The organism is Amycolatopsis sp. EV170708-02-1, from assembly GCF_022479115.1.
GTDB lineage: Bacteria > Actinomycetota > Actinomycetes > Mycobacteriales > Pseudonocardiaceae > Amycolatopsis.
The window spans coordinates 9,378,661-9,403,217 of the sequence record NZ_CP092497.1 but is presented as its reverse complement, the minus strand read 5'-3'; the positions used below and the strand labels follow the sequence as shown (position 1 = coordinate 9,403,217).

The 24,557-nt window shown below is 67.8% G+C and carries 24 protein-coding genes; 16 read left to right on the top strand and 8 right to left on the bottom strand.

Annotated features, from left to right (window positions below; translation table 11 throughout):
- Positions 1-107 precede the first annotated feature (107 nt).
- Positions 108-1,418, top strand: a complete 1,311-nt coding sequence (locus MJQ72_RS43255) for a GGDEF domain-containing protein (protein ID WP_240596612.1) — start codon at positions 108-110, stop codon at positions 1,416-1,418.
- Here the strand turns inward: MJQ72_RS43255 and MJQ72_RS43250 are convergent.
- Positions 1,415-1,996: a TetR/AcrR family transcriptional regulator gene (locus MJQ72_RS43250; protein ID WP_016338092.1), complete on the bottom strand. Its 582-nt coding sequence runs from the start codon at positions 1,994-1,996 to the stop codon at positions 1,415-1,417. The two genes, MJQ72_RS43255 and MJQ72_RS43250, sit on opposite strands and share 4 nt — an antisense overlap.
- Positions 1,997-2,130: 134 nt before the next feature.
- Between MJQ72_RS43250 and MJQ72_RS43245 the strand changes: the two genes are divergently transcribed.
- Positions 2,131-3,357: a lipase family protein gene (locus MJQ72_RS43245; protein WP_240596608.1), complete on the top strand. Its 1,227-nt coding sequence runs from the start codon at positions 2,131-2,133 to the stop codon at positions 3,355-3,357.
- Positions 3,358-3,656: 299 nt separating this feature from the next.
- On the opposite strand, the gene MJQ72_RS43240 is transcribed toward MJQ72_RS43245, so the two are convergent.
- Positions 3,657-4,064, bottom strand: coding sequence for a DUF3151 domain-containing protein (locus MJQ72_RS43240; protein WP_240596606.1), 408 nt, complete (start codon positions 4,062-4,064; stop codon positions 3,657-3,659).
- 232 nt (positions 4,065-4,296) lie between these two features.
- Here MJQ72_RS43240 and MJQ72_RS43235 point away from each other — a divergent pair, with 232 nt between their 5' ends.
- Positions 4,297-5,514, top strand: a complete 1,218-nt coding sequence (locus MJQ72_RS43235) for a hypothetical protein (protein ID WP_240596604.1) — start codon at positions 4,297-4,299, stop codon at positions 5,512-5,514.
- A gap of 286 nt (positions 5,515-5,800) precedes the next feature.
- Here MJQ72_RS43235 and fbaA read toward each other — a convergent pair whose 3' ends face one another.
- Entirely contained in the window at positions 5,801-6,829 is a 1,029-nt protein-coding gene (fbaA, locus tag MJQ72_RS43230; protein ID WP_240596602.1) for a class II fructose-bisphosphate aldolase, read from the bottom strand.
- Between the two features lie 83 nt (positions 6,830-6,912).
- Positions 6,913-7,734 carry an LLM class F420-dependent oxidoreductase gene (locus tag MJQ72_RS43225; RefSeq protein WP_240596600.1) on the bottom strand — a complete coding sequence of 274 codons (822 nt, stop codon included), beginning with the start codon at positions 7,732-7,734 and terminating at the stop codon, positions 6,913-6,915.
- A gap of 50 nt (positions 7,735-7,784) precedes the next feature.
- On the opposite strand from MJQ72_RS43225, the gene MJQ72_RS43220 reads away from it, so the two are divergent.
- The 6 genes from MJQ72_RS43220 (at position 7,785) to MJQ72_RS43195 (ending at position 13,629) form a co-directional block, all read left to right on the top strand.
- Positions 7,785-8,696, top strand: coding sequence for an aldo/keto reductase (locus MJQ72_RS43220; RefSeq protein WP_240596598.1), 912 nt, complete (start codon positions 7,785-7,787; stop codon positions 8,694-8,696).
- Between the two features lie 152 nt (positions 8,697-8,848).
- Positions 8,849-9,739: an SDR family oxidoreductase gene (locus MJQ72_RS43215; RefSeq protein WP_037334573.1), complete on the top strand. Its 891-nt coding sequence runs from the start codon at positions 8,849-8,851 to the stop codon at positions 9,737-9,739.
- A 3-nt stretch (positions 9,740-9,742) separates the two neighbouring features.
- Positions 9,743-10,216: a pyridoxamine 5'-phosphate oxidase family protein gene (locus MJQ72_RS43210; protein WP_240596596.1), complete on the top strand. Its 474-nt coding sequence runs from the start codon at positions 9,743-9,745 to the stop codon at positions 10,214-10,216.
- A gap of 79 nt (positions 10,217-10,295) precedes the next feature.
- Entirely contained in the window at positions 10,296-11,765 is a 1,470-nt protein-coding gene (locus MJQ72_RS43205; RefSeq protein WP_240596594.1) for an NAD(P)/FAD-dependent oxidoreductase, read from the top strand.
- Positions 11,762-12,628, top strand: a complete 867-nt coding sequence (locus MJQ72_RS43200) for a metal-dependent hydrolase (protein ID WP_240596592.1) — start codon at positions 11,762-11,764, stop codon at positions 12,626-12,628. The genes MJQ72_RS43205 and MJQ72_RS43200 overlap by 4 nt, the downstream gene beginning before the upstream one ends.
- Positions 12,625-13,629, top strand: coding sequence for an oxidoreductase (locus MJQ72_RS43195; protein ID WP_240596590.1), 1,005 nt, complete (start codon positions 12,625-12,627; stop codon positions 13,627-13,629). Before MJQ72_RS43200 ends, MJQ72_RS43195 begins: the two co-directional genes overlap by 4 nt.
- A 4-nt stretch (positions 13,630-13,633) precedes the next feature.
- Here MJQ72_RS43195 and MJQ72_RS43190 read toward each other — a convergent pair whose 3' ends face one another.
- Positions 13,634-13,918 (bottom strand): YciI family protein, encoded by a 285-nt coding sequence (locus tag MJQ72_RS43190; RefSeq protein ID WP_240596588.1) that lies wholly within the window; start codon positions 13,916-13,918, stop codon positions 13,634-13,636.
- Between the two features lie 141 nt (positions 13,919-14,059).
- Here MJQ72_RS43190 and MJQ72_RS43185 point away from each other — a divergent pair, with 141 nt between their 5' ends.
- From MJQ72_RS43185 to MJQ72_RS43170, 4 genes are all read left to right on the top strand, one after another.
- Complete coding sequence (locus tag MJQ72_RS43185; RefSeq protein ID WP_007032484.1) at positions 14,060-14,635, top strand: SigE family RNA polymerase sigma factor; 576 nt, start codon at positions 14,060-14,062, stop codon at positions 14,633-14,635.
- Between the two features lie 91 nt (positions 14,636-14,726).
- Entirely contained in the window at positions 14,727-15,911 is a 1,185-nt protein-coding gene (gene nagA, locus MJQ72_RS43180) for an N-acetylglucosamine-6-phosphate deacetylase (protein WP_240601583.1), read from the top strand.
- Between the two features lie 17 nt (positions 15,912-15,928).
- Complete coding sequence (locus MJQ72_RS43175; RefSeq protein ID WP_240596586.1) at positions 15,929-16,300, top strand: hypothetical protein; 372 nt, start codon at positions 15,929-15,931, stop codon at positions 16,298-16,300.
- 215 nt (positions 16,301-16,515) lie between these two features.
- On the top strand, positions 16,516-17,229 hold the full coding sequence (locus MJQ72_RS43170) for a DedA family protein (RefSeq protein WP_240596584.1): 714 nt from the start codon (positions 16,516-16,518) through the stop codon (positions 17,227-17,229).
- A 62-nt stretch (positions 17,230-17,291) separates the two neighbouring features.
- On the opposite strand, the gene MJQ72_RS43165 is transcribed toward MJQ72_RS43170, so the two are convergent.
- Complete coding sequence (locus MJQ72_RS43165; protein ID WP_240596582.1) at positions 17,292-18,680, bottom strand: FAD-binding oxidoreductase; 1,389 nt, start codon at positions 18,678-18,680, stop codon at positions 17,292-17,294.
- Between the two features lie 19 nt (positions 18,681-18,699).
- On the bottom strand, positions 18,700-20,184 hold the full coding sequence (locus tag MJQ72_RS43160; RefSeq protein WP_240596580.1) for an MFS transporter: 1,485 nt from the start codon (positions 20,182-20,184) through the stop codon (positions 18,700-18,702).
- Positions 20,185-20,272: 88 nt separating this feature from the next.
- On the opposite strand from MJQ72_RS43160, the gene MJQ72_RS43155 reads away from it, so the two are divergent.
- The gene (locus MJQ72_RS43155; protein WP_240596578.1) at positions 20,273-20,800 is read left to right on the top strand and encodes a TetR/AcrR family transcriptional regulator; all 528 of its coding nucleotides are present in this window, start codon (positions 20,273-20,275) and stop codon (positions 20,798-20,800) included.
- Between the two features lie 70 nt (positions 20,801-20,870).
- On the opposite strand, the gene MJQ72_RS43150 is transcribed toward MJQ72_RS43155, so the two are convergent.
- Positions 20,871-21,293, bottom strand: coding sequence for a PPOX class F420-dependent oxidoreductase (locus tag MJQ72_RS43150; protein WP_192747130.1), 423 nt, complete (start codon positions 21,291-21,293; stop codon positions 20,871-20,873).
- Between the two features lie 192 nt (positions 21,294-21,485).
- On the opposite strand from MJQ72_RS43150, the gene MJQ72_RS43145 reads away from it, so the two are divergent.
- Entirely contained in the window at positions 21,486-22,004 is a 519-nt protein-coding gene (locus MJQ72_RS43145; RefSeq protein ID WP_240596576.1) for a MarR family winged helix-turn-helix transcriptional regulator, read from the top strand.
- A gap of 4 nt (positions 22,005-22,008) precedes the next feature.
- Positions 22,009-24,270: an MFS transporter gene (locus MJQ72_RS43140; protein WP_240596574.1), complete on the top strand. Its 2,262-nt coding sequence runs from the start codon at positions 22,009-22,011 to the stop codon at positions 24,268-24,270.
- Positions 24,271-24,557: the final 287 nt, after the last annotated feature.

Genomic DNA, 24,557 nt, shown 5'->3' with positions numbered 1-24,557 from the left:
CTCAGAGAAAAGTACACACCTAGGGAGCTTGTCGACAGCCCGCAAGTCGGTAGAAGCTGTCCGTAAGTAGGGGGTTTCGGAGAATGACGCAAGAGTCAGGGGGAAAGATGATCACATCGGAGGAACGCGCTGGACATCGTTCGGCTCTCACGGTAGGCGCGTGGGAGCTGTGGAAGAGGCCTAAGCACTGGATCGCCTACACCGGGCTGTCCGTCGCGACGATGCTGGCACTGACGGGGGTCTTCGCCGCATCCATCGCCATCACGTCTTCGCAGGTCCTGCTGTGTTTCCTGCTCGCCGGGCTCGCCATCGCGCACACCGAGGCGACCCGCCGGATCGAGCGCCAGCGCCGCAGTATGAGCGTGACCCCGCATATCAACATGACCTCGGTCTGGGTGCTGCCGGGCGCGATCCTGCTCCCGCCGCAATTGACCGCGCTTCTCGTAACCGTGATCTATCTTCACCTCGGATACCGCAGCTGGGCGGGCCTTCGCACGGTCAACCCCCACCGAACTGTGGCGAACGCCACATCGATGACGCTGACCGCGTTCGCCGCCTGGGCGACTGTGCAGCTCGTCGGCGCCGACACGGCGTCGGTGACGTCGATCTGCGCCGCGAGCCTCGCCTTCTTCCTGATGAACGCCGTCTTCACCGGCACCGGCCTGTACTTCGCGGCACCCAAGAAGGCGACCGTCCAGACGCTCCTCGGCTCTTGGGACGACAACATCCTCGAAGCCTCGACGGTCTGCATCGGCGCGCTCGTGCTCGCCGTCCTGCCGCATCAGCCGGTGCTGGTGCTGCTCGTCTTCCTGCCGCTGTACCTGCTGCAACGTTCGGTGCTGATCAAGCAGCTGGAAGAGCTCGCCACCACCGACCAGAAGACCCAGCTGCTCAACGCCACGACCTGGCAGCAGGGCGCCGTCCGCGAGGTCGCCCGCGCCGAGCGCGAGAACGGCCAGTTCGGCGCGCTGATGATCGACCTCGACCACTTCAAGAGCATCAACGACACCTACGGCCACCTGGCGGGCGACGACGTGCTCAAGGGCGTCGCGGCGCTGGTCAAGGCCGAAACCCGCGCGCAGGACCTCGCCGGCCGCTTCGGCGGTGAGGAGTTCGTCGTGCTCCTGACCGCGTCTTCGAAGCAGGAGTCCGTCGCGGTCGCCGAGCGGATCCGGCAGCGGATCAGCGAAATGGTCATCAAAACCCAGGACAACGAGGGCAACGCCGTGGTCATCGAGCAGCGGACGGCGTCGGTCGGCGTCGCGACGTTCCCGCTCGACGGCCGCACGATCGACGAGGTCATGGCCTCGGCGGACGCGTCGGTCTACGCGGCGAAACGCAACGGCCGCAACCGGGTGGTCTCGTCACCGGATCTGGCGGCGGTCGCCGAAGTCGCTTTGGAGGCCGTCGCGGCCTAACGCAGTCTTTCCATCACGTCGGCGGCCGCGGTCCGGAGCCGGACGACGCCGCCGACGGTGAATTCGGTGAGCAGGTCGATGAGCGCGTCCGCGTCGGGCGGCTCACCGTCCCAGCTCGCCTGGACGAGTGCCTCGGTCATCGCGAAGAACAGCGTGACCAGCGCCTTGTCCGCGCGGCCGGAGTCGACGCCGTGGCGTGCCCAGCGCTGACGGCTCGCCTCGGTGTAGACGGCCGCCAGCCGTTCCCGGAGCCGGGTGAGGGCGGGGTCGCCCATGCGCTCCGCTTCACGCAAGACGGGGAACGCGTCGGGATTCGCCGCGACGAAGGCGAACATGTTGGCGTAGTTGGCGCGGGCCCAGGACCGGAGCTCGGGCTGCGAGAGGTCGAGGGCGGGCGCGCCGATCGCCTCGAAGGCGCGTTCCTCGATATCCGCGACGACCTGAGCGAACAACGTCGTGCGATCGCCGAACTGCTCGTAGACGGCCTGGCGGGACACGCCCGCGCGCCGGGCGATCTGCTCGATCGTCGCGGCCTGCGCGCCGTGCACCGCGAAGACGCCTGCCGCCGAACCCAGCACCCGTGCGCGTTGCTCGCCGATCGGGAGTTTGCGGGGTCTCCCTCGCGGCGACGGGCTTGACATTGTGCGCCACCTCACTGACTCTCTTTTTCGACACGTCTGTCGAAAATGTTTGTGCTCAACGAGGAGCAAGCATGCGTCCAGGATCCCGGCGCGGTGTGCCCGCCGCCGTCTCAGCGGCCACCATCGCGGCCCTGCTGACCTTCGGGGCACCACAGGCCGGCGCCGCCCCGTCCTTCTACGATCCCCCGTCGCCACTGCCCGCGGGTGCTCCCGGCGACATCATCCGGCACGAGCCGTCCACCTTCTACGTCGATCCCGTGAAACTCATCAAGGCCGACGCGGACGTCCAGCGCATCATGTACCGCAGCACCGACACCCACGGCCGGGCCAACGCCGTGACCGGCACCGTGCTCACCCCGAAGAAGGCGTGGACCGGCGCGGGCGAACGGCCGGTCATCGGCTACGCGGCCGGGACGCAGGGCGTCGGCGACCAGTGCGCGCCGTCGAAAGCCCTCGCGGCGGGCATGGAGTACGAAGGTCCCTTCATCGCCGGGCTGCTGCTTCGCGGCTACGGCGTCGTCGTCACCGACTACGAAGGCCTCGGCACTCCCGGCGTCCACACGTACGTCAACCGCGTCGCCGAGGGCAACGCCGTCCTCGACTCGATCCGCGCGGCGCAGCGCCTGCCCGAAGCGAACCTGCCGGACAACGGCCCGGTCGCGACCGCGGGCTACTCGCAGGGCGGCGGCGCGTCGGCGTCGGCCGCCGAACTCCAGCCGTCGTACGCGCCCGAGCTCAAGCTGAAGGGCTCGTACGCGGGCGCTGTCCCGGCCGATCTGGCCGAGGTCGGCAAGAACATCGACGGGCACTACGCCTTCGGGTTCCTCGGATTCACGCTGGTCAGCATGGACGCGGCGTACCCGGAGCTGAACATCCCGTCGCTGCTGAACGCGAAGGGCGCCGAAGCGTTCGAGAAGGTCAAGCAGGAGTGCACCGGAGACGCGATCTTCGCGCACGCGTTCACCCAGTCGAAGGACCTGACCAAGGACGGCAGGCCGCTGACCGCGTACCTCGGCGAAGAGCCGTACAAGACGCGAGTCGGTGAGCAGCTCATCGGTGCGCGCAAGCCGGGCGCGCCGACGCTGGTCGTCCACAGTGCCCTCGACGACATCGTCCCCTACGCGCAGGGGCGGACCATGGCGCGCTCGTGGTGCGCAAAGGGCGCGAAGGTGCAGTTCTCGACTTCGCTGGTTCCGACGCACGTCGGCGGGGCGATCCGGGCGTTCCCGGAGGCTTTCGCCTGGCTTGAGGGACGCTTCGCGGGGCTGCCTGCCGTGGGGAACTGCGGCCTGTTCTAGGGCTCGTGAGTGGTAAGGACGGTTAGAGCCAAGGGTGGCTTAGGTACCTGCACGAGCGGCGGGCTCGCGTGACTGACCGGACGACGCGCGTGTCTGGATGGACGACACACGTGATCAGACAGACGGCTCCCGGCGGAACCCGGCCGCGGTCGTGTCGTTCCTCCAGCCACGCGTGTCGTCCGCCGGATCACGCGTGTCGTCCGCCGGATCACGCGTGTCGTCCGGTCGGTCACGTGACATCGCCGGTCGAGTCTCGTGAGTGGTGAGGACGGTTCTAACCGTCCTCACCACTCACGAGGTCACTTGAGGCCGGTGGCTTCCGCGGCGGCGGGGTCCGAGTCGGCGAGGAAGGTCTTGCAGCGGTCGTACTCCTCGGTCTCGCCGATCTTGCCGGCGGCCTTGCCGAGGACGGCGAGGGAACGCAGGAAACCCTGGTTCGGGCGGTGCGACCACGGCACCGGCCCGTGTCCCTTCCAGCCCGCGCGGCGAAGCTGGTCGAGGCCGCGGTGGTAACCGGTGCGGGCGTACGCGTACGCGGCGACGGTCTCGCCCGCGTCGAGCGCCTTCTCGGCGAGGGCGGCCCACGCCTCGCTGTAGTCGGGGTGCTCGGCGGCGACGGCGGCCGGATCGGTCCCTGCGTCCAGCGCGGCCTGCGCGGCGGTGTGCTCGGGGAGATGCGTCGGCTGGGGGCCGAGGAGGTTCGTCATACGGGCCATTGTGCCGACCGCGTGTGACTAGAAGAACAGGCTCCCGAGAATGCCCCCACCGGCCAGCACCAGAGCGGCGACGAGGACCGCCGCGACGAGTCGTTTCGGCATCATGGCGGCACACCTTGCCCTGCTTCGCACGCCGATCGCAAATCCACCACCCCTACGGGTGAACCCCGATTTTCGACCCCAAATGCCCATCCCGTGATCTGGAGCAGGGAAGATGGCCCGCATGACAAAGGCGACAGAAGTGACCGGGGACCTTTCGCCGGGTGTCATCCCCCGCAGCCCGATCGCGAAGACGAGGCTGTTCTTCAAGCTCCATTGGCACCGCGGCGCGCCGGGACAGGCGACGCCGGACTGGGTGCTGAACTTCTGCTACTCGATGTGGCTGGCCGCGTTCGCCTTCAAACTGGTGGGCTCGTCCTGGGACATGTCGTGGCATTTCATGTGGCTGCGCGACGACCTCGCCCCGCCGCACCTGATCAACACCGTCGGCACGGTGATCATCATGGTGCTGGTGGCGATCCACAGCTACACCGGCATGGGTGCCGACCGGCGTTCGCTGCGGCTGATGCAGATCGGGCTCGTGGTGTTCCTCATCGCCGCGCCGCTGGACGTCATCAACCACCGCGTCAACGGTCTCGACCTGACCGCGTGGAGCCCGTCGCACATGATGCTCTACATCGGAACGGGCATCATGCAGGCCGGCGTGATCATGGGCTGGCTCAAGTACGCCAAACCCGGCCGCCTGCGCACCGGTGTCCTGATCGGACTGTGGGCGTTCTTCCTGGAGAACACGTTCTTCCCGAACGGTCAGCAGGAGTACGGCATCCTCGGCCTGCGCGCCTGGGAGCGCGGCACGCCCGAGGCCGAGCCCGAGCTGCTGAACTTCGCCGCCAACCAGATCGGGCATCCGGTCGACCGGGTGGCCGTCGAGTACTTCACGATGCCGATCGACGACTGGGTGTACCCGCTGTGGGGTATCGGCGTGATGGCGCTGATCTTCGCGCTGGCGCGGCACACCACCGGCTTCCGCTGGGCGGGCACGACGGTCGCCGCCGGGTACCTCGCGTACCGGCTGGTGATGTGGCCGCTGCTGCTCGGGATGGGCTTCCCGGTGTCGGTCGTGCCGTTCTACCTGCTGGCCGTCGGGCTCGCGGTCGACCTGGCGTTCCGCATCGGCCGGGGGCACCCGATGCTGACCGCGGGCGCGGGCGCGCTGCTGGTGACCGCGTTCGGCTACGGGATGCTGTGGGTGCAGTCGCAGTTCCGGCCGTGGATCCTCGGCGACGCGCAGACCGAGTCGGCACCGCCGGTGGCGTACTGGACGGCCGCGGTCTGCCTGGCCGGGGTCGGCGTGCTGTGGGCGGCCGCCGGGCCGGGGACGCGAGCGGTGAACTCGTGGCTGGAGAAGCGCCGCGAGAAGACGACACTCCCGGCCGCCTAAGGCTGTAACTACGTGAAGGCCCCCTTCACTGCGTCTAGCGCAGTGAAGGGGGCCTTCACGTAGTCGGCTGGCCGGAGAGCCGGGCCGACGTTTCACGGAACCTCGACCGGCAGAACGCTGAACTTGGTCGAGCGTGACGCAGCGCTTGGGCTTTGCGTTCCGGCGGACGGGCCGAAGGGGACTTTCGCCGCATGTCATGCGGCGAAAGCTCCCTTCACCACCCGGCTCGAAGCGCCGCGCACGCACCCGGCCCGAGACTCCGAGTACACATCTAGAGGACTACTGGTCAGAGCTTCTTGCCGGCGGAGCCCAGCGACTGAGCGGCCTCGACGATGCGCGCGGCCATGCCGGCCTCGGCGGCCTTCAGGTAGCTACGCGGGTCGTAGACCTTCTTGTTGCCGACCTCGCCGTCGATCTTCAGGACGCCGTCGTAGTTCTTGAAGAAGTGGTCCGCGATGGGCCGGGTGAAGGCGTACTGCGTGTCGGTGTCGACGTTCATCTTCACGACGCCGTACGACACCGCCTCGCGGATCTCCTCCGGCAGCGAGCCGGAACCACCGTGGAAGACCAGCTCGAACGGCTTCGAACCCGCCGGGAGGCCGAGCTTCTTCGCCGCCGCCTCCTGGCCGCCCTTGAGCACGTCCGGGCGCAGCTTCACGTTGCCGGGCTTGTACACGCCGTGCACGTTGCCGAAGGTCGCGGCCAGCAGGTAGCGGCCGTTCTCGCCGGAGCCGAGCGCGTCGATCGTCTTCAGGAAGTCGCCCTCGGCGGTGTACAGCTTCTCGTTGATCTCGGCTTCGACGCCGTCTTCCTCGCCGCCGACGACGCCGATCTCGACCTCGAGGATGATGTTCGCGGCCGCGGCCTTGGCGAGCAGCTCCTGCGCGATCTCGAGGTTCTCGTCGAGGTCGATCGCGGAGCCGTCCCACATGTGGCTCTGGAACAGCGGGTGCTGGCCGTTCTTGACCCGCTCGGCCGAGATCTCGATCAGCGGGCGGACGAAGCCGTCGAGCTTGTCCTTCGGGCAGTGGTCGGTGTGCAGCGCGACGTTCACGTCGTACTTGGCGGCGACGACCTGGGCGAACTCGGCGAGCGCGACCGAACCGGTCACCATGTCCTTGACCTTCTGGCCGGACGCGAACTCCGCGCCGCCGGTGGAGAACTGGATGATCCCGTCGCTCTCCGCCTCGGCGAACCCGCGGATGGCGGCGTTCAGGGTCTCCGACGAGGTCACGTTGATGGCCGGGTAGGCGAATTCGTTCGCCTTCGCCCGGTCGAGCATCTCCGCGTAGACCTCGGGGGTGGCGATGGGCATCGTTTACTCCTCCTCGAAGCAGGCTGGTGCACCTCTCGGCCGCATCGTACGAGGTCGGCCGGGAGGTGCCTACAGCCGTCGCGTCAGAGGAGGATCGCGGCGAGCGCCCGGTAGACCGGCAGGGGGTCTTGGTTCAGTACCTGGATGTTGACGTGGTCCGCCCCGGCTTCGATATGCGCGGTGACGCCGCGGGCGACGGTTTCGGCGTCGCCGTGGACCGCCAGCGCGTCGATCAGCTTGTCGCTGCCCTCGCCTGCCAGGTCTTCGTCGGTGAAACCGAGTTTCCGCAGGGAGTTCGTGTAGTTGACGAGGCCGAGGTAGAACTTGACGCTCGGCCGCCCGATCTCGCGGGCCTTCGCCGGATCGGCTTCGAGGACGACCTTCTGCTCGGGCGCGAGCAGCGGTCCGTCGCCGAGGATCTCGCGTGCCTGACGGGTGTGTTCGGGCGTCATCAGGTACGGGTGGGCTCCCGCTGTGCGGTCTCCTGCGAGTTTGATCACCTTCGGGCCGAGAGCGGCGAGAACGCGGCCTTCGACGGGCACCCCGGCGGCGTCGAGGGCGTCGAGGTACTCGACCAGCGCCGCGTACGGCTTCTTGAATTCGGCGGTGTGCTCGCGGTGCCCGGCACCGATCCCGAGCAGGAAGCGGCCAGGGTGCTTCGCTTCGATGCGCTTGTACGACTCGGCGACCGTGGCCGCGTCGTCCTTCCAGATGTTGACGATGCCGGTGGCGACCTTGATCGTCTTCGTCGCGTCGAGCAGCTCCTCCGCCTTCACGAGGTCGCCGTCCGGTGAGCCACCGAGCCAGATCGCGCCGTAGCCGAGCTGCTCCAGCTCACGGGCGATCTCCGGGGTGAAGACGGATTCGTGCTGCCAGATGCCGATCCTGCCGAGTTCGATTCCCATGTTCCGAGGCAACGCCCCGGGCGGGCGATGTCTTCCCTTATGTTCGAACCATGGCGAAACTCGGGAACACCGACCTCGACGTCCGGGGGATCAATCTCGGCGGCAACGTCTTCGGCTGGACCGCGGACCAGGACCAGTCCTTCGCCGTCCTCGACGCCTACACGGCGGCGGGCGGCAACTTCATCGACACCGCCGACCTGTACTCCCAGGGTGGCTCCGAGACGATCATCGGCGAGTGGCTGGCGAAGCGCGGCCGCCGTGACGACGTCGTCATCGCGACCAAGACCGGCATGTGGGAGCAACGCAAGGGCCTGTCGGCGGCGAACATCGCGGCGGCGGCCGAAGACTCGCTGCGACGGCTGCGGACCGATCACATCGACCTCTACTACGCGCATATCGACGATCCGGACACCCCGATCGAGGAGACACTGCGCGCCTTCGACGCGCTCGTACGCGCGGGCAAGGTGCGCTACGTCGCGGCGTCGAACTACTCCGCCGAACGGCTGGGCGAAGCACTGTCCATTTCGGACCGTGAAGGATTGGCGAAGTTCGTCGCGCTGCAACCGCACTACAACCTCGTCGAGCGGGACTACGAGCGGGAACTGGCGCCGACGGTCGAGCGGGAAGGGCTGGCCGTCCTGCCGTATTTCTCGCTGGCCAAGGGTTTCCTCGCCGGGAAGTACCGTTCGAAGGACGACCTCGGGGACAGCCCGCGCGCCGCCCGCGCATCGTCCTATTTGGACGAACGGGGCGAGCGAGTGCTCGCGGCGCTCGACGAGGTCGCGGCCTCCCGCGGCGTTCCGGTCGCCGCCGTTTCACTCGCGTGGCTGTTCGCTCAGCCGACCGTCACCGCGCCCATCGCGAGCGCCCGTTCGGTCGAGCAGCTGAACGACCTCCTGCCCGCCGCCGACCTCGCCCTGACCTCCGACGAAATCGACGCCCTCAGCGCCGCCGGGAGCTGAAGGAGACTTTCCCCGCGTCTCATGCACCGAAAGGGCCCTTCACCGCGTCGCATGCGGTGAAGGCCCCTTTCAGCCCACCTACTTGCGGGTAGCTTACTCCGGGTAGGTTGAGGTACCGTCCGAAAGCCTTAGGGCTCGGACGAGGAGGCAACGTGGCCAAGAACAGCGTGAACGGCAAGGTCGTCCTGATCACCGGCGCCGCGAGGGGCATCGGCGCGGGACTCGCCGAGCGCCTGGCCGCGCAGGGCGCGAAGGTCGCCCTGGTCGGCATCGAAGCCAAGGAACAGCAGGCGGTCGCCGACAAGATCGGCCCCAGCGCGCACGCCTGGGAAGCCGACGTCACCAGCTGGGACGACCTCGAACGCGCCACCGCGGGCGTCGTCGAGCATTTCGGCGGGATCGACATCGTCATCGCGAACGCCGGCATCGCGACCTCCGGTTTCGTCCGGTCGGTGGATCCGGCCGCCTTCGAGAAGGTCATCGAGGTCGACCTCCTCGGCGTCTGGCGCACCTTCCGCGTCACCCTTCCGCATGTCATCGACCGCAAGGGCTACCTGCTGGCCATCTCCTCACTGGCCGCGATCACCCACGCGCCCGGCATGGCGAACTACGCCGCCGCGAAGGCGGGCGTCGAGGCGTTCTGCAACAGCTTCCGCGCCGAAGTCGCCCACCTCGGCGTGAAGGTCGGCGTCGCGCACCCCACCTGGATCCGCACCGACCTCGTCGAGAGCGCCGACCAGCACCCGGTCTTCGGCAAGCTCCGCGCCGGCATGCCCGGCCTGCTCGGCAAGACGTACCCGCTGTCGGTCGCGCTCGACCACCTCCAGGCCGGGGTCAACAAACGCGCCCGCACCGTGCACGTGCCCCGCTGGGTCGGCGGCCTGAAGCTGATCCGCGCCTTCCTGCCGCCGATCATCGAGATCGGCGCGAAGGGCCGGATCAAGAAGGCCGACGCCGCCGCGCTCATGGACATCAAGGAGCGCGGGGCGTACGAATCTTCAGTGACCGGCCAGGCAGGCCGGGCCGCCACACGAAAGGGCTGACGCATGTCCCGTCGCGACCAGATCCGCATGTCACCTGACGAACTCGCCGCCTACCTCGACGAGCAGAAGGTCATCAACGTCGCGACGATCGGCCCGAACGGCCGTCCGCATCTGGCGCCCCTCTGGTACTACCCGCACGAGTCCGGCGTCGCGACCTGGACCTACGGCACCTCCCAGAAGGCGAAGAACCTGGAGCGAGACCCCCGCGCCACCGTGCTCATCGAGGACGGCGACAGCTACGAGAAGCTGCGCGGGGTCTCTCTCGAAGCCGATGTCGAGGTCGTCACCGATACGGCCGCGGTCACCCAGATGGGGATCAACCTCATGCAGCGGTACGCGGGCGCGAAGCCCGGGGACCCGGTGCCCGACGAGCTCTCCGGGTTCATCGGCAAGCAGGCCCCGAAGCGGATCGGGCTGATCTTCCGGCCGACCAAGATCGTGAGCTGGGACCACACGAAGCTCGGCGGCACGTACTGACGGGTAGGTAGTACTAGCAAGTAACTGTTACTTGAGGTAACGTCATCTGCGCAGGAAAGCCTCGACGTGGAGGGCGCAGATGACCGAGCGATTCAAGGTCGTGATCGTGGGCACCGGATTCTCCGGGCTCGGCCAGGCCATCCAGCTCGAAAAGGCCGGGATCACCGATTACGTGATCCTGGAGAAGGCGGACGAAGTCGGCGGTACGTGGCGCGACAACTCGTACCCCGGCTGCGCCTGCGACGTGCAGTCCCACATGTACTCGTTCTCGTACGAGCAGAACCCGGACTGGTCGCGGTCGTTCTCGCCCGCCCCCGAGATCTTCCAGTACCTCAAGGACGTCACCGACAAGTACCGGCTGCGGCGCAAGATCCGGTTCGGCGTCGAGCTCACCGGCGCGACCTGGGACGACACCGAGCGCCGCTGGCACGTGCATACCAAATCGGGTGAGTTCGAAGCCCAGTTCCTGGTCTCCGGTGTCGGCGGCCTGCACATCCCGCAGGTGCCCGAGCTGCCCGGAATCGAGAAGTTCAAGGGCCAGACCTGGCATTCCGCGCAGTGGAACCACGAGTACGACCTGCGCGGCAAGAAGGTCGCCGTGGTCGGCACCGGCGCGAGCGCGATCCAGTTCGTGCCTCAGATCGCCCCCGAGGTCGACGAGCTCACGCTGTTCCAGCGCACGCCGCCGTGGATCATGCCGAAGCCCGACCACGCGATGCCCGGCTGGGCCAAGACCGCGTTCCGCCGGATCCCCGGTGTGCAACGGCTTTACCGCAACGCGCTGTACTGGTTCCTCGAAGTGCGCGCCGTCGGCTTCAACGGGCATCCCGCGATCATGAAGGCCGGCGAGGTGATCGCGAAACGCCATATCGCCAAGGCCATCAAGGATCCGAAGCTGCGCAAGAAGGTCACCCCGGACTACACCATGGGCTGCAAGCGGGTGCTGATCTCCAACGACTACTACCCGGCGATCAATCGGTCCAATGTGGACGTCAACACCGCCGGCGTGCGCGAGGTCAAGGCGCACGGCGTCGTCGACGGGAACGGCGTCGAGCACGAGGTCGACGCGATCATCTACGGCACCGGTTTCAAGGTCACGGATGCCTTGGAGTACCTGGACATCACCGGGATCGACGGCCGCGACCTCGCCAAGGAATGGGCGACCGAGGGGATGCACACGCACAAGGGCATCAGCGTCGCCGGTTTCCCCAACCTGTTCTTCCTCCTCGGGCCGAACACCGCGCTGGGCCACAACTCCGTGGTCTTCATGATCGAATCGCAGGCCCGCTACGTCGTCGACGCGATCAAGCTCGCCGATTCGCGGGGCGCCGCCGCGCTCGACGTCCGCCCGGGTGTGCAGGAGAAGTTCCAGCGCGAGATCCAGGACAAGCTCGTCAAGGGCGTGTGGACCCAGGGCGGTTGCAAGAGCTGGTATCTCGACGCGAAGGGCGTCAACCGCACGATCTGGCCCGGCTTCACCTGGCGCTATTGGCTCGAAACCCGCAAGGTCGACGCGAGCGACTACGAACTCAGCGGGAGGTCGTCGTGACCGACCACGAGCAGATCGTCCTGCACGCGCGTGACGTCGAGTTCGACTGGACGTCGTTGCCGATGCACTGGATCCCCGGCGAACCGCAGGCGACGCACACGATCAACGTGCTGCATCTCGCGTTGCCGGAGGGCGAACGCTGGTTCGTCGAGGTGTTCAAGCAGGCCGTGCCGCTGATCCGCGACGAGCGGCTCAAGGAGGACGTCCTCGGCTTCATCGGCCAGGAGGCCATGCACGCCGAGGCGCACGACGGCGCCGCCGAACACCTCGAAGCCGCGGGCGTCGACGTCCGCCCGTACATCGCGCAGATGGAGTGGATGTTCCGCCGTCTGCTCGGCGACCGCGACCTTTCCGCCAAACGGCGCGAAGAATGGCTGATCGAACGACTCGCCATCATCGCGGCCATCGAGCACTACACGGCGTTCCTCGGCCAGTGGATCCTCGACGCCGAAGCGCTCGACAAGGCGGGCGCCGATCCGACGATGCTGGATCTCTTGCGCTGGCACGGCGCCGAAGAGGTCGAGCATCGCTCGGTCGCCTTCGATCTGTTCATGCACCTCGACGGCCGCTACACGCGCCGCGTGCGCAGCATGCTCGTGGTGACGCCGGTACTCGCGTGGGTCTTCTTGCGGGGCACCAGGTTCCTCATGAAGAACGACCCGACCCGGCCGGGCAAGACGAGTTTCCGGACCTATCTGCGCGTCGCGAAGCTCGGTTTGCTGCCGTCGGGCAGGCAATTGCGGCGCGAGATCCGGCCGTATTTCCGGAAGTCCTACCACCCCGCCGAAACCGGCAACACCGATCAGGCCGTCGCGTATCTCGCGAGTTCGCCGGCCGCGTTGGCCGCCGACGAACCCCGATGAAACCACCGCCGAGGCCACTGCGGCTCGACGGCAGCGGGCGCACCGACCGCGCGATGGCTTCGCTGACCGGTGTCGTCGCGCTGTACCGCAGGCTCAGCGGGGTGAGCGGCCGTCGCCGTCCGCCTGTGGTCGCCGTCGACCGTGACCTCCCGCTGGTCGTCGACGACCTCCGCGCCCAGGCGGACGGCGTCGCCGTCCTTCGGCTGGTGCACGAACGCGGCGAGCCGCTGCCGCGGTGGCGGCCCGGCGCGCACATCGATCTCTCGCCGCGGCCGGGCCTGGTCCGGCAGTACTCCCTGTGCGGCGATCCGGACGACCGCTCGGCCTACCGCGTCGGAGTCCGGTTGCTCGGTGAGGGATCGACGGCGATGCACGCGTTGAAGAAGGGCGCGCGGATCACCGGGCGCGGCCCGCGCAACGCGTTCCCGTTCGTCGCGAGCCCGGCGTATCTGTTCATAGCGGGCGGTATCGGGATCACGCCGATCCTGCCGATGGTGCGGCAGGCTGCCGCTTCCGGCGCGGACTGGCGACTGGTCTACACCGGTCGAGACGAGGCTTCGATGCCGTTCCTGGAAGAATTGTCCGAATTCGGCGATCGAGTCTGGATCCGGCCGGACACGGACTACGGGATCCCCGCCTCAGGCGCGGAATTGCTCGAAGGGGCACCGGAGGGCGCGCCGATCTACTGCTGCGGCCCGGTTCCGATGATCGTGGGCGTCCGGACGGACGCGGCGCTGCGCGGTTCGGGGCCGGTGTTCTTCGAACGGTTCTCGACGCCACCGATCGTCGGCGGCAAGCCGTTCCGCGTCGAACTCGCGCGCAGCGGCGTGACACTGGACGTGCCCGCCGACCGGACGACGCTCGACGTCCTGCGCGAGACCGTGCCAGGCATCGCGTATTCGTGCCGCCAGGGGTTCTGCGGGACGTGCGAACTGCCGACGGTGACCGGCGACCGCGTCCGGGTCTGTGTCGAACGCGAGCCGGTCACCCTCGACCTCTGACCCGTCAGGCTTCCTTCGGGATCCAGGCGCCGATCACCGGCTTGAACTCGCGCACCGTCCGCTTCGCCACGACACCTTCGAGGTGGTACGGGTCCTGGTCGATGATGTCGAGCAGCGCCGCCTCGTCGGCCGCCTGGTACATCGAGATGCCGCCGGAGCCGTCGCCCAGCGGGCCGCCGAGCGCGACGACGCCCTGGTCGGCGAGGTCGGAGAGGAACTTCCGGTGCCGGGGACGCACGTCCGCCAGCTTCTCCTGCACGTACGTGATCTCCACCAGGAACCAGGCCATCGACATCTCCAAGGTCGTTCCGACAGACGCCCCCCAGCTTCTCAGGATCCGATCAGGCAGGACCGTCGCCCCACCCGATACGCTGATCGAGCGCCACGCACAGGTTGTGCTTCAAAGGGGTAAATGAACAGGTAGGGGTACATGCTCGAGGGCAATGCGGAACGCAGTGTCGAGGCGACCCTCGGCCATCTGCGCACCATGGACGGACCGGTCACGCCACCGCCGCCTGCGGCACCGCTGACCCTTGAGGATCTCTATCGCCAGCACCGGATGCGGCTCGTGCGGCTGGCCATCCTGCTCGTGGACGAACCGGCGACCGCCGAGGACGTCGTCCAGGAGGCCTTCACCGGGCTGCACCGCAACTGGGGGCGCCTGCGCGACGCCGCCGCGGCCGTCGGATACCTGCGCACCGCCGTGGTCAACGGCTCACGCAGCGTGCTGCGCCGCCGCAAGACCGCGCGCGAGTATGTCGCGCCGCACGCCGTCAACGCGCGTTCGGCGGAAAGCCTCGCCATGCTGTCGAGTGAACATCAGGCCGTTGTGAGCGCTTTGTCCAAACTGCCCCCTCGCCAGCGCGAGGTTCTCGTCCTCCGTTACTACGGTGGGCTGAGTGAGGCCGAAATCTCGGAGGCCGCCGGGATTTCGAAAGGTACCGTTAAGTCAACCGCCAGCCGGGCGCTCGAAGCACTGCAGAAAGCGATGCAGTCACCGAACTGATGCCCGGCCTTCATCTCGACCGCTGGGTTGTGCCGCCATGCTTGGTCCAGACCAATATATGCTGGGGGGCGTGAGAGGCGCCGGAGATTTCGTGATCGTGGGCGGCCGGGTCGTCGCCCCGGACCGTGTACTCGACGACGGCTGGCTGGCTATCGCCGCCGGCAAGATCGTCCAAGTCGGTTCCGGGACACCCCCGGACATCGATCGCGTCGACGTCGACGGGCACCTGGTCGTGCCCGGGTTCGTCGACACCCACTGCCATGGCGGCGGGGGCGGATCGTTCTCCAGCGCGAACCCCGAGGAGCTGCTCCGCGCGGTCCGCGCGCACCGGCGGCACGGGACCACGACCATGCTCGGCAGTCTGGTCTCGGACCCCATCCCGGTGCTCAGGGACCAGATCGCGGCCCTGCGTGAGCTGGTCCAAGAGGGTGAACTTGCCGGAATTCACCTTGAAGGACCCTTCATCTCGAAAGCGCGGTGCGGCGCGCACGACCCGGCGACGCTGATCGAGCCGGACACGGCGACGGTCAACGCGCTGCTCGGCGCGGGCCGCGGCGACATCCGGATGGTCACCCTCGCCCCCGAACTGCACGGCGGGATCAAGGCCGTCCGGCAACTGGCCGAATCGGGGGTCATCGCCGCCATCGGGCACACCGACGGCGTCGAGGACCAGATCATCCCCGCGATCGACGCGGGCGCCTCGGTCGCGACCCACCTCTTCAACGCCATGCGGCCGCTCCACCACCGCGAGCCGGGCCCGATCGGCGCCCTCCTCGACGACGAGCGCATCACCGTCGAGCTGATCTGCGACCTCGTCCACGTGCACCCGACCGTGCTGCGGCTTGCCGCGCACCACGCGGGCAAGGGCCGGACGGTGCTCATCACCGACGCCATGTCGGCCACCGACGCCGCCGACGGCAGCTACATCCTCGGCCGCCTCGAGGTCGACGTCCGCGACGGCGTCGCCACCCTTGCCGGGAACGGTTCGCTCGCGGGCAGCACGCTGACCATGGACGCGGCCTTCCGCAACCTCGTGCGCGGCGCGGGTATCGACCTGCTCGACGCAGTCCGCGCGACCTCCGGGCGCCCCGCCGAACTGCTCGGCATCGCCGACCGGACCGGCTCGCTGCGGGCCGGGCTCGCGGCCGACGTCGTCGTGCTCGACCGCGACCTGCGGCCGGTCAAGGTGCTTCGTCAGGGCGAGTGGGTCAAAGACGACGTTGCGGCTACATTGAGCAGCGCCATCGAAGGCGGTGTATCGGTCAGCGACGGGTAGCGGCGAAAGGAGTCCGGATGAGCGAGCCGAAGGACCCGGAAAAACTCCTGGCCGACGCCCTGCGCGCTCAGGCCGTCTTCGCCCCTTCGGCGGAGCGGCTCTCCGAGACGACCACCGGCAAACCGGTCGAAAAGGACACCGAGAGTAATCCCGGTTCCGCAGGAGAACACGAACTGCCGCTGCAGTACGGCCTGCTGTCCGGGGCCGGGGCGGACTCGCTCGAACGAGAGCGCGTCGCACTGGAGGACGCGGAAACGGCCAGGCTGGCGGAGCGCCCGACGCCGCCTCCGCCTGCCAGTCCGCCGCTGCCCGCGTACTGGGTGTTGCTGCTGGCCGTGCTGCTCGGGCTCGCCGCCGGTTCGGTGATCGGGCTGCTCACGCTGATCTGAGCGCGGTCTCCCGCCGAGTCAGGCGCCGTCCGGTGAGTCTGTTCGATGGGCTTCGTGATCCAGGTTGTTCCTGACGGTGCGGGCGGTTCGGCCTCGTACCGGGGTCGTACCCGGCTGGACCGCCCGTGCCGTCAGGAACCACCTGGGCGCGAAGACCGCGAACAGACTCACCGGACGGCGCCTAGGCACTCTGCGTCACCCTGTACCGTTTTGGTGTGATCCTGGCGCAGAACAACGTGACGACGATGGGCCTCCTGCCGGAGTGGCTGGACCCGCAGCACCTGCTGAGCGGGCTGACCGTTCCGGTCATCACCGTGCTCTGCCTGATCATCTTCATCGAGAGCAGCATCTTCCCGGTGCTGCCCGGTGACTCACTCCTGTTCACCGCGGGCCTGTTCATCGCGAACGGTTCGATCGACGCGCCGCTGTGGCTGGTGTGCGTGCTGGTCACGGTCGCCGCGCTGATCGGCAACGCGGTCGGTTACGGCCTCGGCTGGAAGATCGGCCCGTGGCTGTTCCGCAAGCCGGATTCGAAGTTCTTCAACCAGAAGTACGTGGACCAGACCCACGCCTTCCTGGAGAAGCACGGGCCGAAGGCGGTCGTGCTGGCGCGGTTCGTGCCGTTCGTGCGGACGTTCATCACCTGGATCGCCGGCATCGGCAAGATGGACCCGAAGAAGTACTTCGTCTACACCGTCATCGGCGGCATCCTGTGGGCCGCCGGGATCACCGCGCTCGGCCACCTGCTCGGCGGGGTCGCGTTCATCCGCGACAACGTGGACGCGATCTTCATCCTGATCGTGCTGGTTTCGGTGGTGCCGATCGTGATCGAGTACCTGAAGGCGCGCCGCGAGAAGAAGCACGAAGCCGCTTCCGCCCCGGCCGCGGACATGGACGCGACGCAGCAGATCCCGCGCGTCCGCGACTGACCCGCTTCCCGCCTCGTGAGTGGTAAGGACGGTTCTAACCGTCCTTACCACTCACGAGGGTTTCAGAGGGAGAACATCGAACCCGGGTTGAAGAGGTTCCCCGGGTCCAGCGCCTGCTTGATCTGCCGGTGCACGCGGATGCCGACCTCGCCGATCTCCTTCTCCAGCCACTCGCGTTTGATCCGGCCGATACCGTGCTCGCCGGTGACCGTCCCGCCCAGCGACAGCGCCACGTCGAGAATCGCGTCGAAGGCGACTCGTGCGCGGGCGAACTCCTCCTCGGAATCGGGCGCGTAGACGATCGTCGGGTGCATGTTGCCGTCACCGGCGTGGCCGACGACGGCGATCCGCAGCCCCACCTCTTCGCTGATCCGCTCGCAGCCGGCGATCAGCTCGGCGATGCGCGTGCGCGGCACGCAGACGTCGTCGGTCAGCCAGACGCCGTACATCTCCAGCGCGGTGAGCACGACCCGCCGCGCCTGCAGCAGCATCTTGCCCTCTTCGAGATCCTCGGTGGCATAGGCCAGATCCGCGCCGCAGTCGACGCAGATCTGTTCCAGCGCGGCGAGTTCCCGGCGGGCGACCTCGCCGCCGGAGTCGGATTGCGCGAGCAGCAAGGCTTTGCAGTCCGAGCTCGTGCCGAGGTCGGTCTTGAGGTAGGCCTCGGCGGCCTTGATCGACGTCGCGTCCATGATCTCCATCAGCGACGGCACCAGGCCTTCACGCACGACCCGTGCGACGGCCTCGCCCGCGGCCTCCGTGCTGTTGAAGGCCGCGACGAGCGTGGCGGGCAGTTGCGGCAACGGTTTCAGCGCGACAGTCGCCTGCGTGATCACGCCGAGCGTGCCCTCACTGCCAACGAAGAGCCGCGCGAGGTCGTAGCCCGCGACGCCCTTCACCGTGCGGCGCCCGGTCTTCAGCACGGAACCGTCGGCGAGCACGACTTCCAGTCCCAGCACGGAATCCGTGGTGACGCCGTACTTCACGCAGCACAGCCCGCCGGCGTTGGTGGACAGGTTCCCGCCGATGGTGCACCAGTCGTAGCTCGACGGGTCCGGCGGATAGAACAGGCCGTGCTTCTCCACCGCGTTGCGGAAGTCGAGGTTCACCACGCCGGGCTGCACGACGGCGAGACGGTTGCCTTCGTCGATCTCGACGATCTTGTCGAGCTTCGTCAGCACCAGCACGACACAGCCGTCGATCGCGTTCGCGGCGCCGGACAGACCACTGCCGGCGCCGCGGGGCACGATCGGCACCTCGAATTCCGCGCAGGCCTTGACCACGGCCTGCACACCTTCCACGTCGGACGGCAGGACCACCGCGAGCGGCTTGCCACTGGCGGCCAGCGGCATCATGTCGCGCGAGTAGGCGTCCGTGACGTCGGTGTCGGTGAGCACCGCGGCGTCGCCGAGCTGCTCGCGGAGACGGGTGACCAGGGCGTGGTTGTTCATACCTTCATCGTAGGCCGGATTAGCTCCGCACTGCGGAATTTTTTTTCCGATCTAGCAGAACGAAGGCTTGAACACCTGTATAGACGAGCACGGCCACGCCCGCCCATGCGGTGACGTGCATCCCCTGAGTGAAGGCCTCGCGGGCCGATTCCAGGAGCGCCCGTCCCGCGGCGGGGTCGAGCTGCTGCGCGGTCGCGACCGCGCCACCGAGCGTGTCCCTGGCGGACTCGGCCGTCCCCTCCGGCAGACCGGACCGGTAGACCGCGGTCGCGACACTGCCGAGGATGGCCGTGCCGAGCGCGCCACCCAGCTCGAACCCGGTCTCGGAGATCGCCGAAGCGGCGCCGGCCCGTTCGGCCGGAGCGGCCGAGATGACCAGGTCGTTCGTCAGCGTTTCCGACAGGGCGACACCGCCCCCGAGCAGCGTGAACGCCACCACGACGTACGCGAGCCCGCCGCCGGACGACACCTGGGTCAAGGCGAGGAAGCCGACCGCCGCGACCAGGAGACCGCCGCTGACCAGCAGGGAAACCCGGATCCGCTTCGCGAGCCAAGCCGCGAGGAGCGCGCCCGCGACACCGGCGACCGTGGCAGGCAGCATCCACAGCGCGGCGACGACCGGGCTCAGCCCGAGCACCAGCTGCAGGTACTGCGGCACCAGGAACAGCAGGCCGACCATGGCGAACACGCCGAGCATGTTCGTCACGACGGAGCCGCTGAAGGCCCGGTTCGAGAACAGCTTCAGGTCGAGCATCGGCTCGTCGAGGCGGTTCTGCCTGCGGACGAACACGACGCCGAGCCCGAGCCCGATCAGGACGCTGACCGCGGCCTTCAGCGTGAAGCCGTGTTCGGCGACCAGCTTGATGCCGTAGACCACCGGCAGCATCGCGGCCAGCGACAGCAGCGCGGACAGCGGATCGAAGCGGCCCGGCTTCGGGTCACGCGCCTCCGGCAGCACGAACGGTCCGACGACCAGCAGCACCAGCATCACCGGGACGTTGATGAGGAACACCGAGCCCCACCAGAAGTGCTCCAGCAGCCAGCCGCCGAGCACCGGCCCGAGCGCCATCCCGCCGGAGAACCCGGCGCTCCACACCGCGATCGCGATCCGGCGCTGCTTGGGGTCGACGAAGATACTGCGGATCAGCGACAGCGTCGACGGCATCAGCGTCGCGCCACCGACGCCGAGCAGCGCCCTGGCGATGATCAGCATGAACGCGCTGGTCGAGAAGGCCGCGAGCACCGACGCGGCGCCGAACGCCGCGGCACCCATGAGCAGCAGCTTGCGACGGCCGATGCGGTCGCCGAGCGTGCCCATCAGGACCAGCAGGCCCGCCAGCATGAACGAGTAGATGTCGACGATCCACAACTGCTCCGCACCGGTGGGCGCCAGATCCTCGGACAGGAACGGCAGCGCGAACCCGAGCACCGTCATGTCCACGCTGATCAGCAGCACCGGAAGCACCAGTACCGCCAACGCCCACCACTGCTTGCGCCCCGCCATGGCGCACTCTCCTTTAGCTAAACCGTCTGGACGGTACAGTTACCGCCTCGGTCGAAGGTAAACCGTCCAGACGGTATAGTCAACTGATATGGCGAAGCCCACCGCGAAGGAACGCATCCTCGATTCGTACGAGGAGATCCTCATCGAGCAAGGCCCCGGCGGGGTCACCCTCGACGCCGTCGCCGCGCACGCCGGGGTGTCGAAGGGCGGCCTTCTCTACCACTTCGGCTCCAAGGAAGCCCTGGTCGAGGGCCTGATGGAACGTCTCGCCACGTTGTCGGAGGCGGATCTCAAAGAGGCACAGAAGGCGCCCGAAGGCGTCGTCTCCTGGTACCTGCGGACGGCGATCACCGACGTCACCGAGCGCAAGGCACTGCACCGCACGACCATGGCGACGCTCCGGATCATGCTCAACGAGCCACGGGTCTCCGAGGTCGTGCAGGTCTACAACCAGAAGGTCCACGACCTGATCAGCGAGCACGTCGACGACCCGCTGACCGCCGAACTGGTCATCCTGGTGGGCGACGGCCTCTACCTGCGTGCCGCGCTCGGCCGGGACGACGCGAGCCCCCTGCTCGACCGGATCGACGAGATCAAGGCCCGGATCGCCCGCTGACGCGTTTCGTCCTCTGGATGCGGTAGTTGCACGCGCAAGGACCGCGTTCAGAGGACGAAACGCGGGAGATCTACATCTGGATCCCGTAGACGCGCTCGATCGGGATGGTCAGCAACACCCGCTGGTCGGCGACCATGGCGTCGCGGAACTCGTCCCAGTCCGGATGCTCGCCCCGCGCCCGCCGGTAGTGGTCCACGAGCGCGTCGACGGTCGCGTCGTCACGCGAAGCGGCGGTCGGCGTGAGCACCGCCGGCCCCTCGACGACGACGTAGCCGTCGCCGCTCTCGGTCGAAACATGGAACGTCGCCCGCGGGTCGCGCTGGAGGTTCTTGGTCTTGGCCCTGGGCGCGGTGATCGAGATCAGGATCGCGCCGGCGTCCGCGTCGTACAGGTAGTTGACGGTCGACAGCTGGGGCCGCCCGTCCCGTTTGATGGTGGCGAGGGTGCCGAAGTTTCGGGCGGCGAGGATCGCGTAGAGCGCGGAGTCGGTCATGACTCCATCAAAGCAAAAGTGCAGCTCAGGGCGAACCGGACAAACATGCACGAATAAATGTGCTTGCATGCGGCAACTAAAGTGTCATCGGACACACAACGTCACTTTCTTCTTGCGAACCTCCTTTGAGAGGAACATCCTTGCTCTAGACAACTAGTTGCAGTGACCAAGCAACCGGCGAGAGAGACCACCATGACACCCACGACACCCGGCACCAGGTCGAAGTCCGACCTCGATCTGGCCGACACCCTCGGGCACGAGCTCGTGCGGCTCGTTCGCCTGGTCAACCGGGCCAAGTCCCAGGTGTCCAAGCAGGGGCCGGACGGCATCGAGCGGGCCGCGTACGCGATCCTCTTCTGCCTCATCCACGTCGGCCCCCAGCGGACCAGCAAACTCGCCGAGTTCCTGCACTCCGAGATCTCGACCATCAGCAGGCAGTCGAGCTCCCTCGTCCAGCACGGACTGGTCGAACGCCTGGCCGACCCCGAAGACGGCCGCGCCTGCCTGCTCGCACCGACCGCCGAAGGGCACCGGGTGTTCGAGGAGAACCGCAAGCAGCGGAACCAGTGGCTCGCCGAGGTGCTCGGCGACTGGTCCGACGACGACCGGAAAACCCTCAACTCGCTGTTCCACCGGCTGAACGACGACCTCGAAAAAACATCTCCACCGTTCGCCGACCCCGCGTCGGCGTCGAAGGCCAAGGGGGCCTGAAGCAATGAGTTCCACCGTAGAAAGTCCGCCAGCCATCCACGAAGATGGTCCCCGGCTCAGTCACCGTCAGATCGTCACGATCCTGATCGGCCTGATGTCGGGCATGTTCCTCGCCGCGCTCGACCAGACGATCGTGGGCACCTCGATCGTCCGGATCGCCAACGACCTCAACGGGTTCGACCTGCAGGCCTGGATCACCACGGCCTACCTGATCACCTCGACGATCGTCACGCCGATCTACGGCAAGCTGTCCGACATCTACGGGCGCAAGCCGTTCTACATCGCGGCGATCTCGATCTTCCTGGTCGGCTCGATCGCTTCGGCGTTCGCGACGTCCATGTACGAGCTGGCCGCGTTCCGCGCGATCCAGGGCCTCGGCGCCGGCGGTCTGATGTCGCTGGCGATGACGATCATGGGCGACATCGTGCCGCCGCGGGAACGCGCCCGCTACCAGGGCTACTTCCTCGCCGTGTTCGGTATCTCCACCGTGCTCGGCCCGGTGCTCGGCGGCTTCTTCGCCGACTTCGACAAGCTCGGCAGCGTCTTCGGCTACGACATCGCCGGCTGGCGCTGGGTGTTCCTGATCAACGTGCCGATCGCGATCGTCGCGCTGTTCGTGGTGGCCCGCGTGCTCAACGTGCCGCACCAGCGCCACGATCACAAGATCGACTGGTGGGGCGGGCTCGCGCTCGTCGTCGCCGTGGTGCCGTTCCTGATCGTCGCCGAGCAGGGCAACAAGTGGGGCTGGGGCTCGCAGAACGCGATCATCTGCTACGTCATCGGCGGTATCGGCGTGGTCGCCTTCATCTTCATCGAGAAGCTGATGAAGGACGCGGCGCTGATCCCGTTGCGGCTGTTCAAGAACTCGACCTTCACGGTCGCGATCGTCGGCGGCATCATCGTCGGTGTCGCGATGTTCGGCGCGATCATGATGATCCCGCAGTACATGCAGGTGGTTCAGGAGTTCTCGCCGACCGAATCGGGCCTGCTGATGATCCCGCTGATGGCGGGCATCATGAGCGGTTCGATCATCTCGGGCCAGATCACCAGCAAGACCGGCCGCTACAAGGTGTTCCCGGTCGTCGGCACGCTGCTGATCGCGGCGGGCGCGTTCTTCTTCGCGCAGGTCGAGTACAACAGCGCGCTGTGGCACCCGCTGGTCGCGGCCGCGATCATCGGTCTCGGCCTCGGTGCCTGCATGCAGACGCTGATCATCGCGGTGCAGAACGCGGGCCCGCGCAGCGACATGGGCGTCTCGACCGCGTCGGCGACGTTCTTCCGGCAGATCGGTGGCACCGCGGGTGTCGCGGTGTTCCTGACGATCCTGTTCAACGTCCTGCCGGGCAACATCACCAAGGCGTTCGGCGGCAACGCGCCCACCGGACCCGGCGCCGCGGCTCTGGGCGACATCCAGTCGAACACGAGCGGTATCGCGAGCCTGCCCGAGGCCATCAAGACCCCGGTGCTGATCGGCTTCACCGAGTCGATCACCACGGTGTTCTACGTGGCGGGCGCGGTCGCGCTGCTGGCGACGCTGGTGCTGATGTTCATGAAGGAGATCCCGCTGCTCGGCGGCTCGACTCCTTCGGCGGCCTCGGCTCTCGAAGGCGGCGAAGCACTCCTCGAAGAAGAAGACGCGCCTGCCGAAACGGCTTCCGAGAAGACCGTGGTGACCGCGCCCGTCGAGCCGGGCAAGCACGCGATGACCAACGGGAACGGCGCCTATCGGGCGGGATCCGCACAGATCAGCGGGCACGTCCGCCGGGACGACGCCACCAACGTCGCGGGGGCGGCGCTGACCCTGATCGACCACAACGGCAACCAGGTGGCCAGGACGCACACGAACGAGAACGGCGTCTACTCGTTCACCGGCATCGTGGGCGGGCGGTACACGATCGTCGCCAGCGGCCGCTGGTTCCGGCCGGTCGCGGCGACGCTGACCGCCACCGGCTCCGGGATGCTGCGCCACGACGTCGAACTGGTCAGCACGATCCTGCTGAGCGGGGTCGCCCGCACCGACGGGGACCGGGTGGTGCCGGACGCGCGGATCACCGTGCTCGATTCCTCGGGTGGCGTCGCCGCCGTGGCGAGGACCGACGCGGAGGGCAACTACACGGTCAGCGACCTGCCCGCCGGGACCTACACGGTGATCGCCAGCGGCTACCCGCCGGCGACGAGCCGGGTGGAGCTGCTGGGCGGTGACCAGGCCGAACACGATGTCCGGCTCAGCTACGACCAGGCGCTCGACGAACTCGTCGAACACTAGGCGCAAGCGCCATGAACGGGCCGTTCCTTGCGAATTTCGCGAGGAACGGCCCGTTCCTGGCATGGCCGGCCGGACGTCACGCGTGATCAGACGGACGACACGCGTGACTGGAGGGACGACACGCTCATGCCCGGATTTCGCCGAGAGTCGTCCGTCTGATCACGCGTGACGTCCCTCCAGTCACGCGAAACCACCCGGCAGCAGGCGGCCGAGACAGGTCGGCTCTGCCCCGAATCACCACTCTCGCCGCAGGTGACCGGACCGTTGACACCCCGATTCCACCGTTC

Coding starts and splice junctions, on each gene's coding strand:
- MJQ72_RS43255 (WP_240596612.1), top strand. CDS start 108: ATGATCACATCGGAGGAACGCGCTGGACATCGTTCGGCTCTCACGGTA.
- MJQ72_RS43245 (WP_240596608.1), top strand. CDS start 2,131: ATGCGTCCAGGATCCCGGCGCGGTGTGCCCGCCGCCGTCTCAGCGGCC.
- MJQ72_RS43240 (WP_240596606.1), bottom strand. CDS start 4,064: ATGACGAACCTCCTCGGCCCCCAGCCGACGCATCTCCCCGAGCACACC.
- MJQ72_RS43235 (WP_240596604.1), top strand. CDS start 4,297: ATGACAAAGGCGACAGAAGTGACCGGGGACCTTTCGCCGGGTGTCATC.
- fbaA (WP_240596602.1), bottom strand. CDS start 6,829: ATGCCCATCGCCACCCCCGAGGTCTACGCGGAGATGCTCGACCGGGCG.
- MJQ72_RS43225 (WP_240596600.1), bottom strand. CDS start 7,734: ATGGGAATCGAACTCGGCAGGATCGGCATCTGGCAGCACGAATCCGTC.
- MJQ72_RS43220 (WP_240596598.1), top strand. CDS start 7,785: ATGGCGAAACTCGGGAACACCGACCTCGACGTCCGGGGGATCAATCTC.
- MJQ72_RS43210 (WP_240596596.1), top strand. CDS start 9,743: ATGTCCCGTCGCGACCAGATCCGCATGTCACCTGACGAACTCGCCGCC.
- MJQ72_RS43205 (WP_240596594.1), top strand. CDS start 10,296: ATGACCGAGCGATTCAAGGTCGTGATCGTGGGCACCGGATTCTCCGGG.
- MJQ72_RS43195 (WP_240596590.1), top strand. CDS start 12,625: ATGAAACCACCGCCGAGGCCACTGCGGCTCGACGGCAGCGGGCGCACC.
- MJQ72_RS43190 (WP_240596588.1), bottom strand. CDS start 13,918: ATGGCCTGGTTCCTGGTGGAGATCACGTACGTGCAGGAGAAGCTGGCG.
- MJQ72_RS43185 (WP_007032484.1), top strand. CDS start 14,060: ATGCTCGAGGGCAATGCGGAACGCAGTGTCGAGGCGACCCTCGGCCAT.
- MJQ72_RS43175 (WP_240596586.1), top strand. CDS start 15,929: ATGAGCGAGCCGAAGGACCCGGAAAAACTCCTGGCCGACGCCCTGCGC.
- MJQ72_RS43165 (WP_240596582.1), bottom strand. CDS start 18,680: ATGAACAACCACGCCCTGGTCACCCGTCTCCGCGAGCAGCTCGGCGAC.
- MJQ72_RS43160 (WP_240596580.1), bottom strand. CDS start 20,184: ATGGCGGGGCGCAAGCAGTGGTGGGCGTTGGCGGTACTGGTGCTTCCG.
- MJQ72_RS43155 (WP_240596578.1), top strand. CDS start 20,273: ATGGCGAAGCCCACCGCGAAGGAACGCATCCTCGATTCGTACGAGGAG.
- MJQ72_RS43150 (WP_192747130.1), bottom strand. CDS start 21,293: ATGACCGACTCCGCGCTCTACGCGATCCTCGCCGCCCGAAACTTCGGC.
- MJQ72_RS43145 (WP_240596576.1), top strand. CDS start 21,486: ATGACACCCACGACACCCGGCACCAGGTCGAAGTCCGACCTCGATCTG.
- MJQ72_RS43140 (WP_240596574.1), top strand. CDS start 22,009: ATGAGTTCCACCGTAGAAAGTCCGCCAGCCATCCACGAAGATGGTCCC.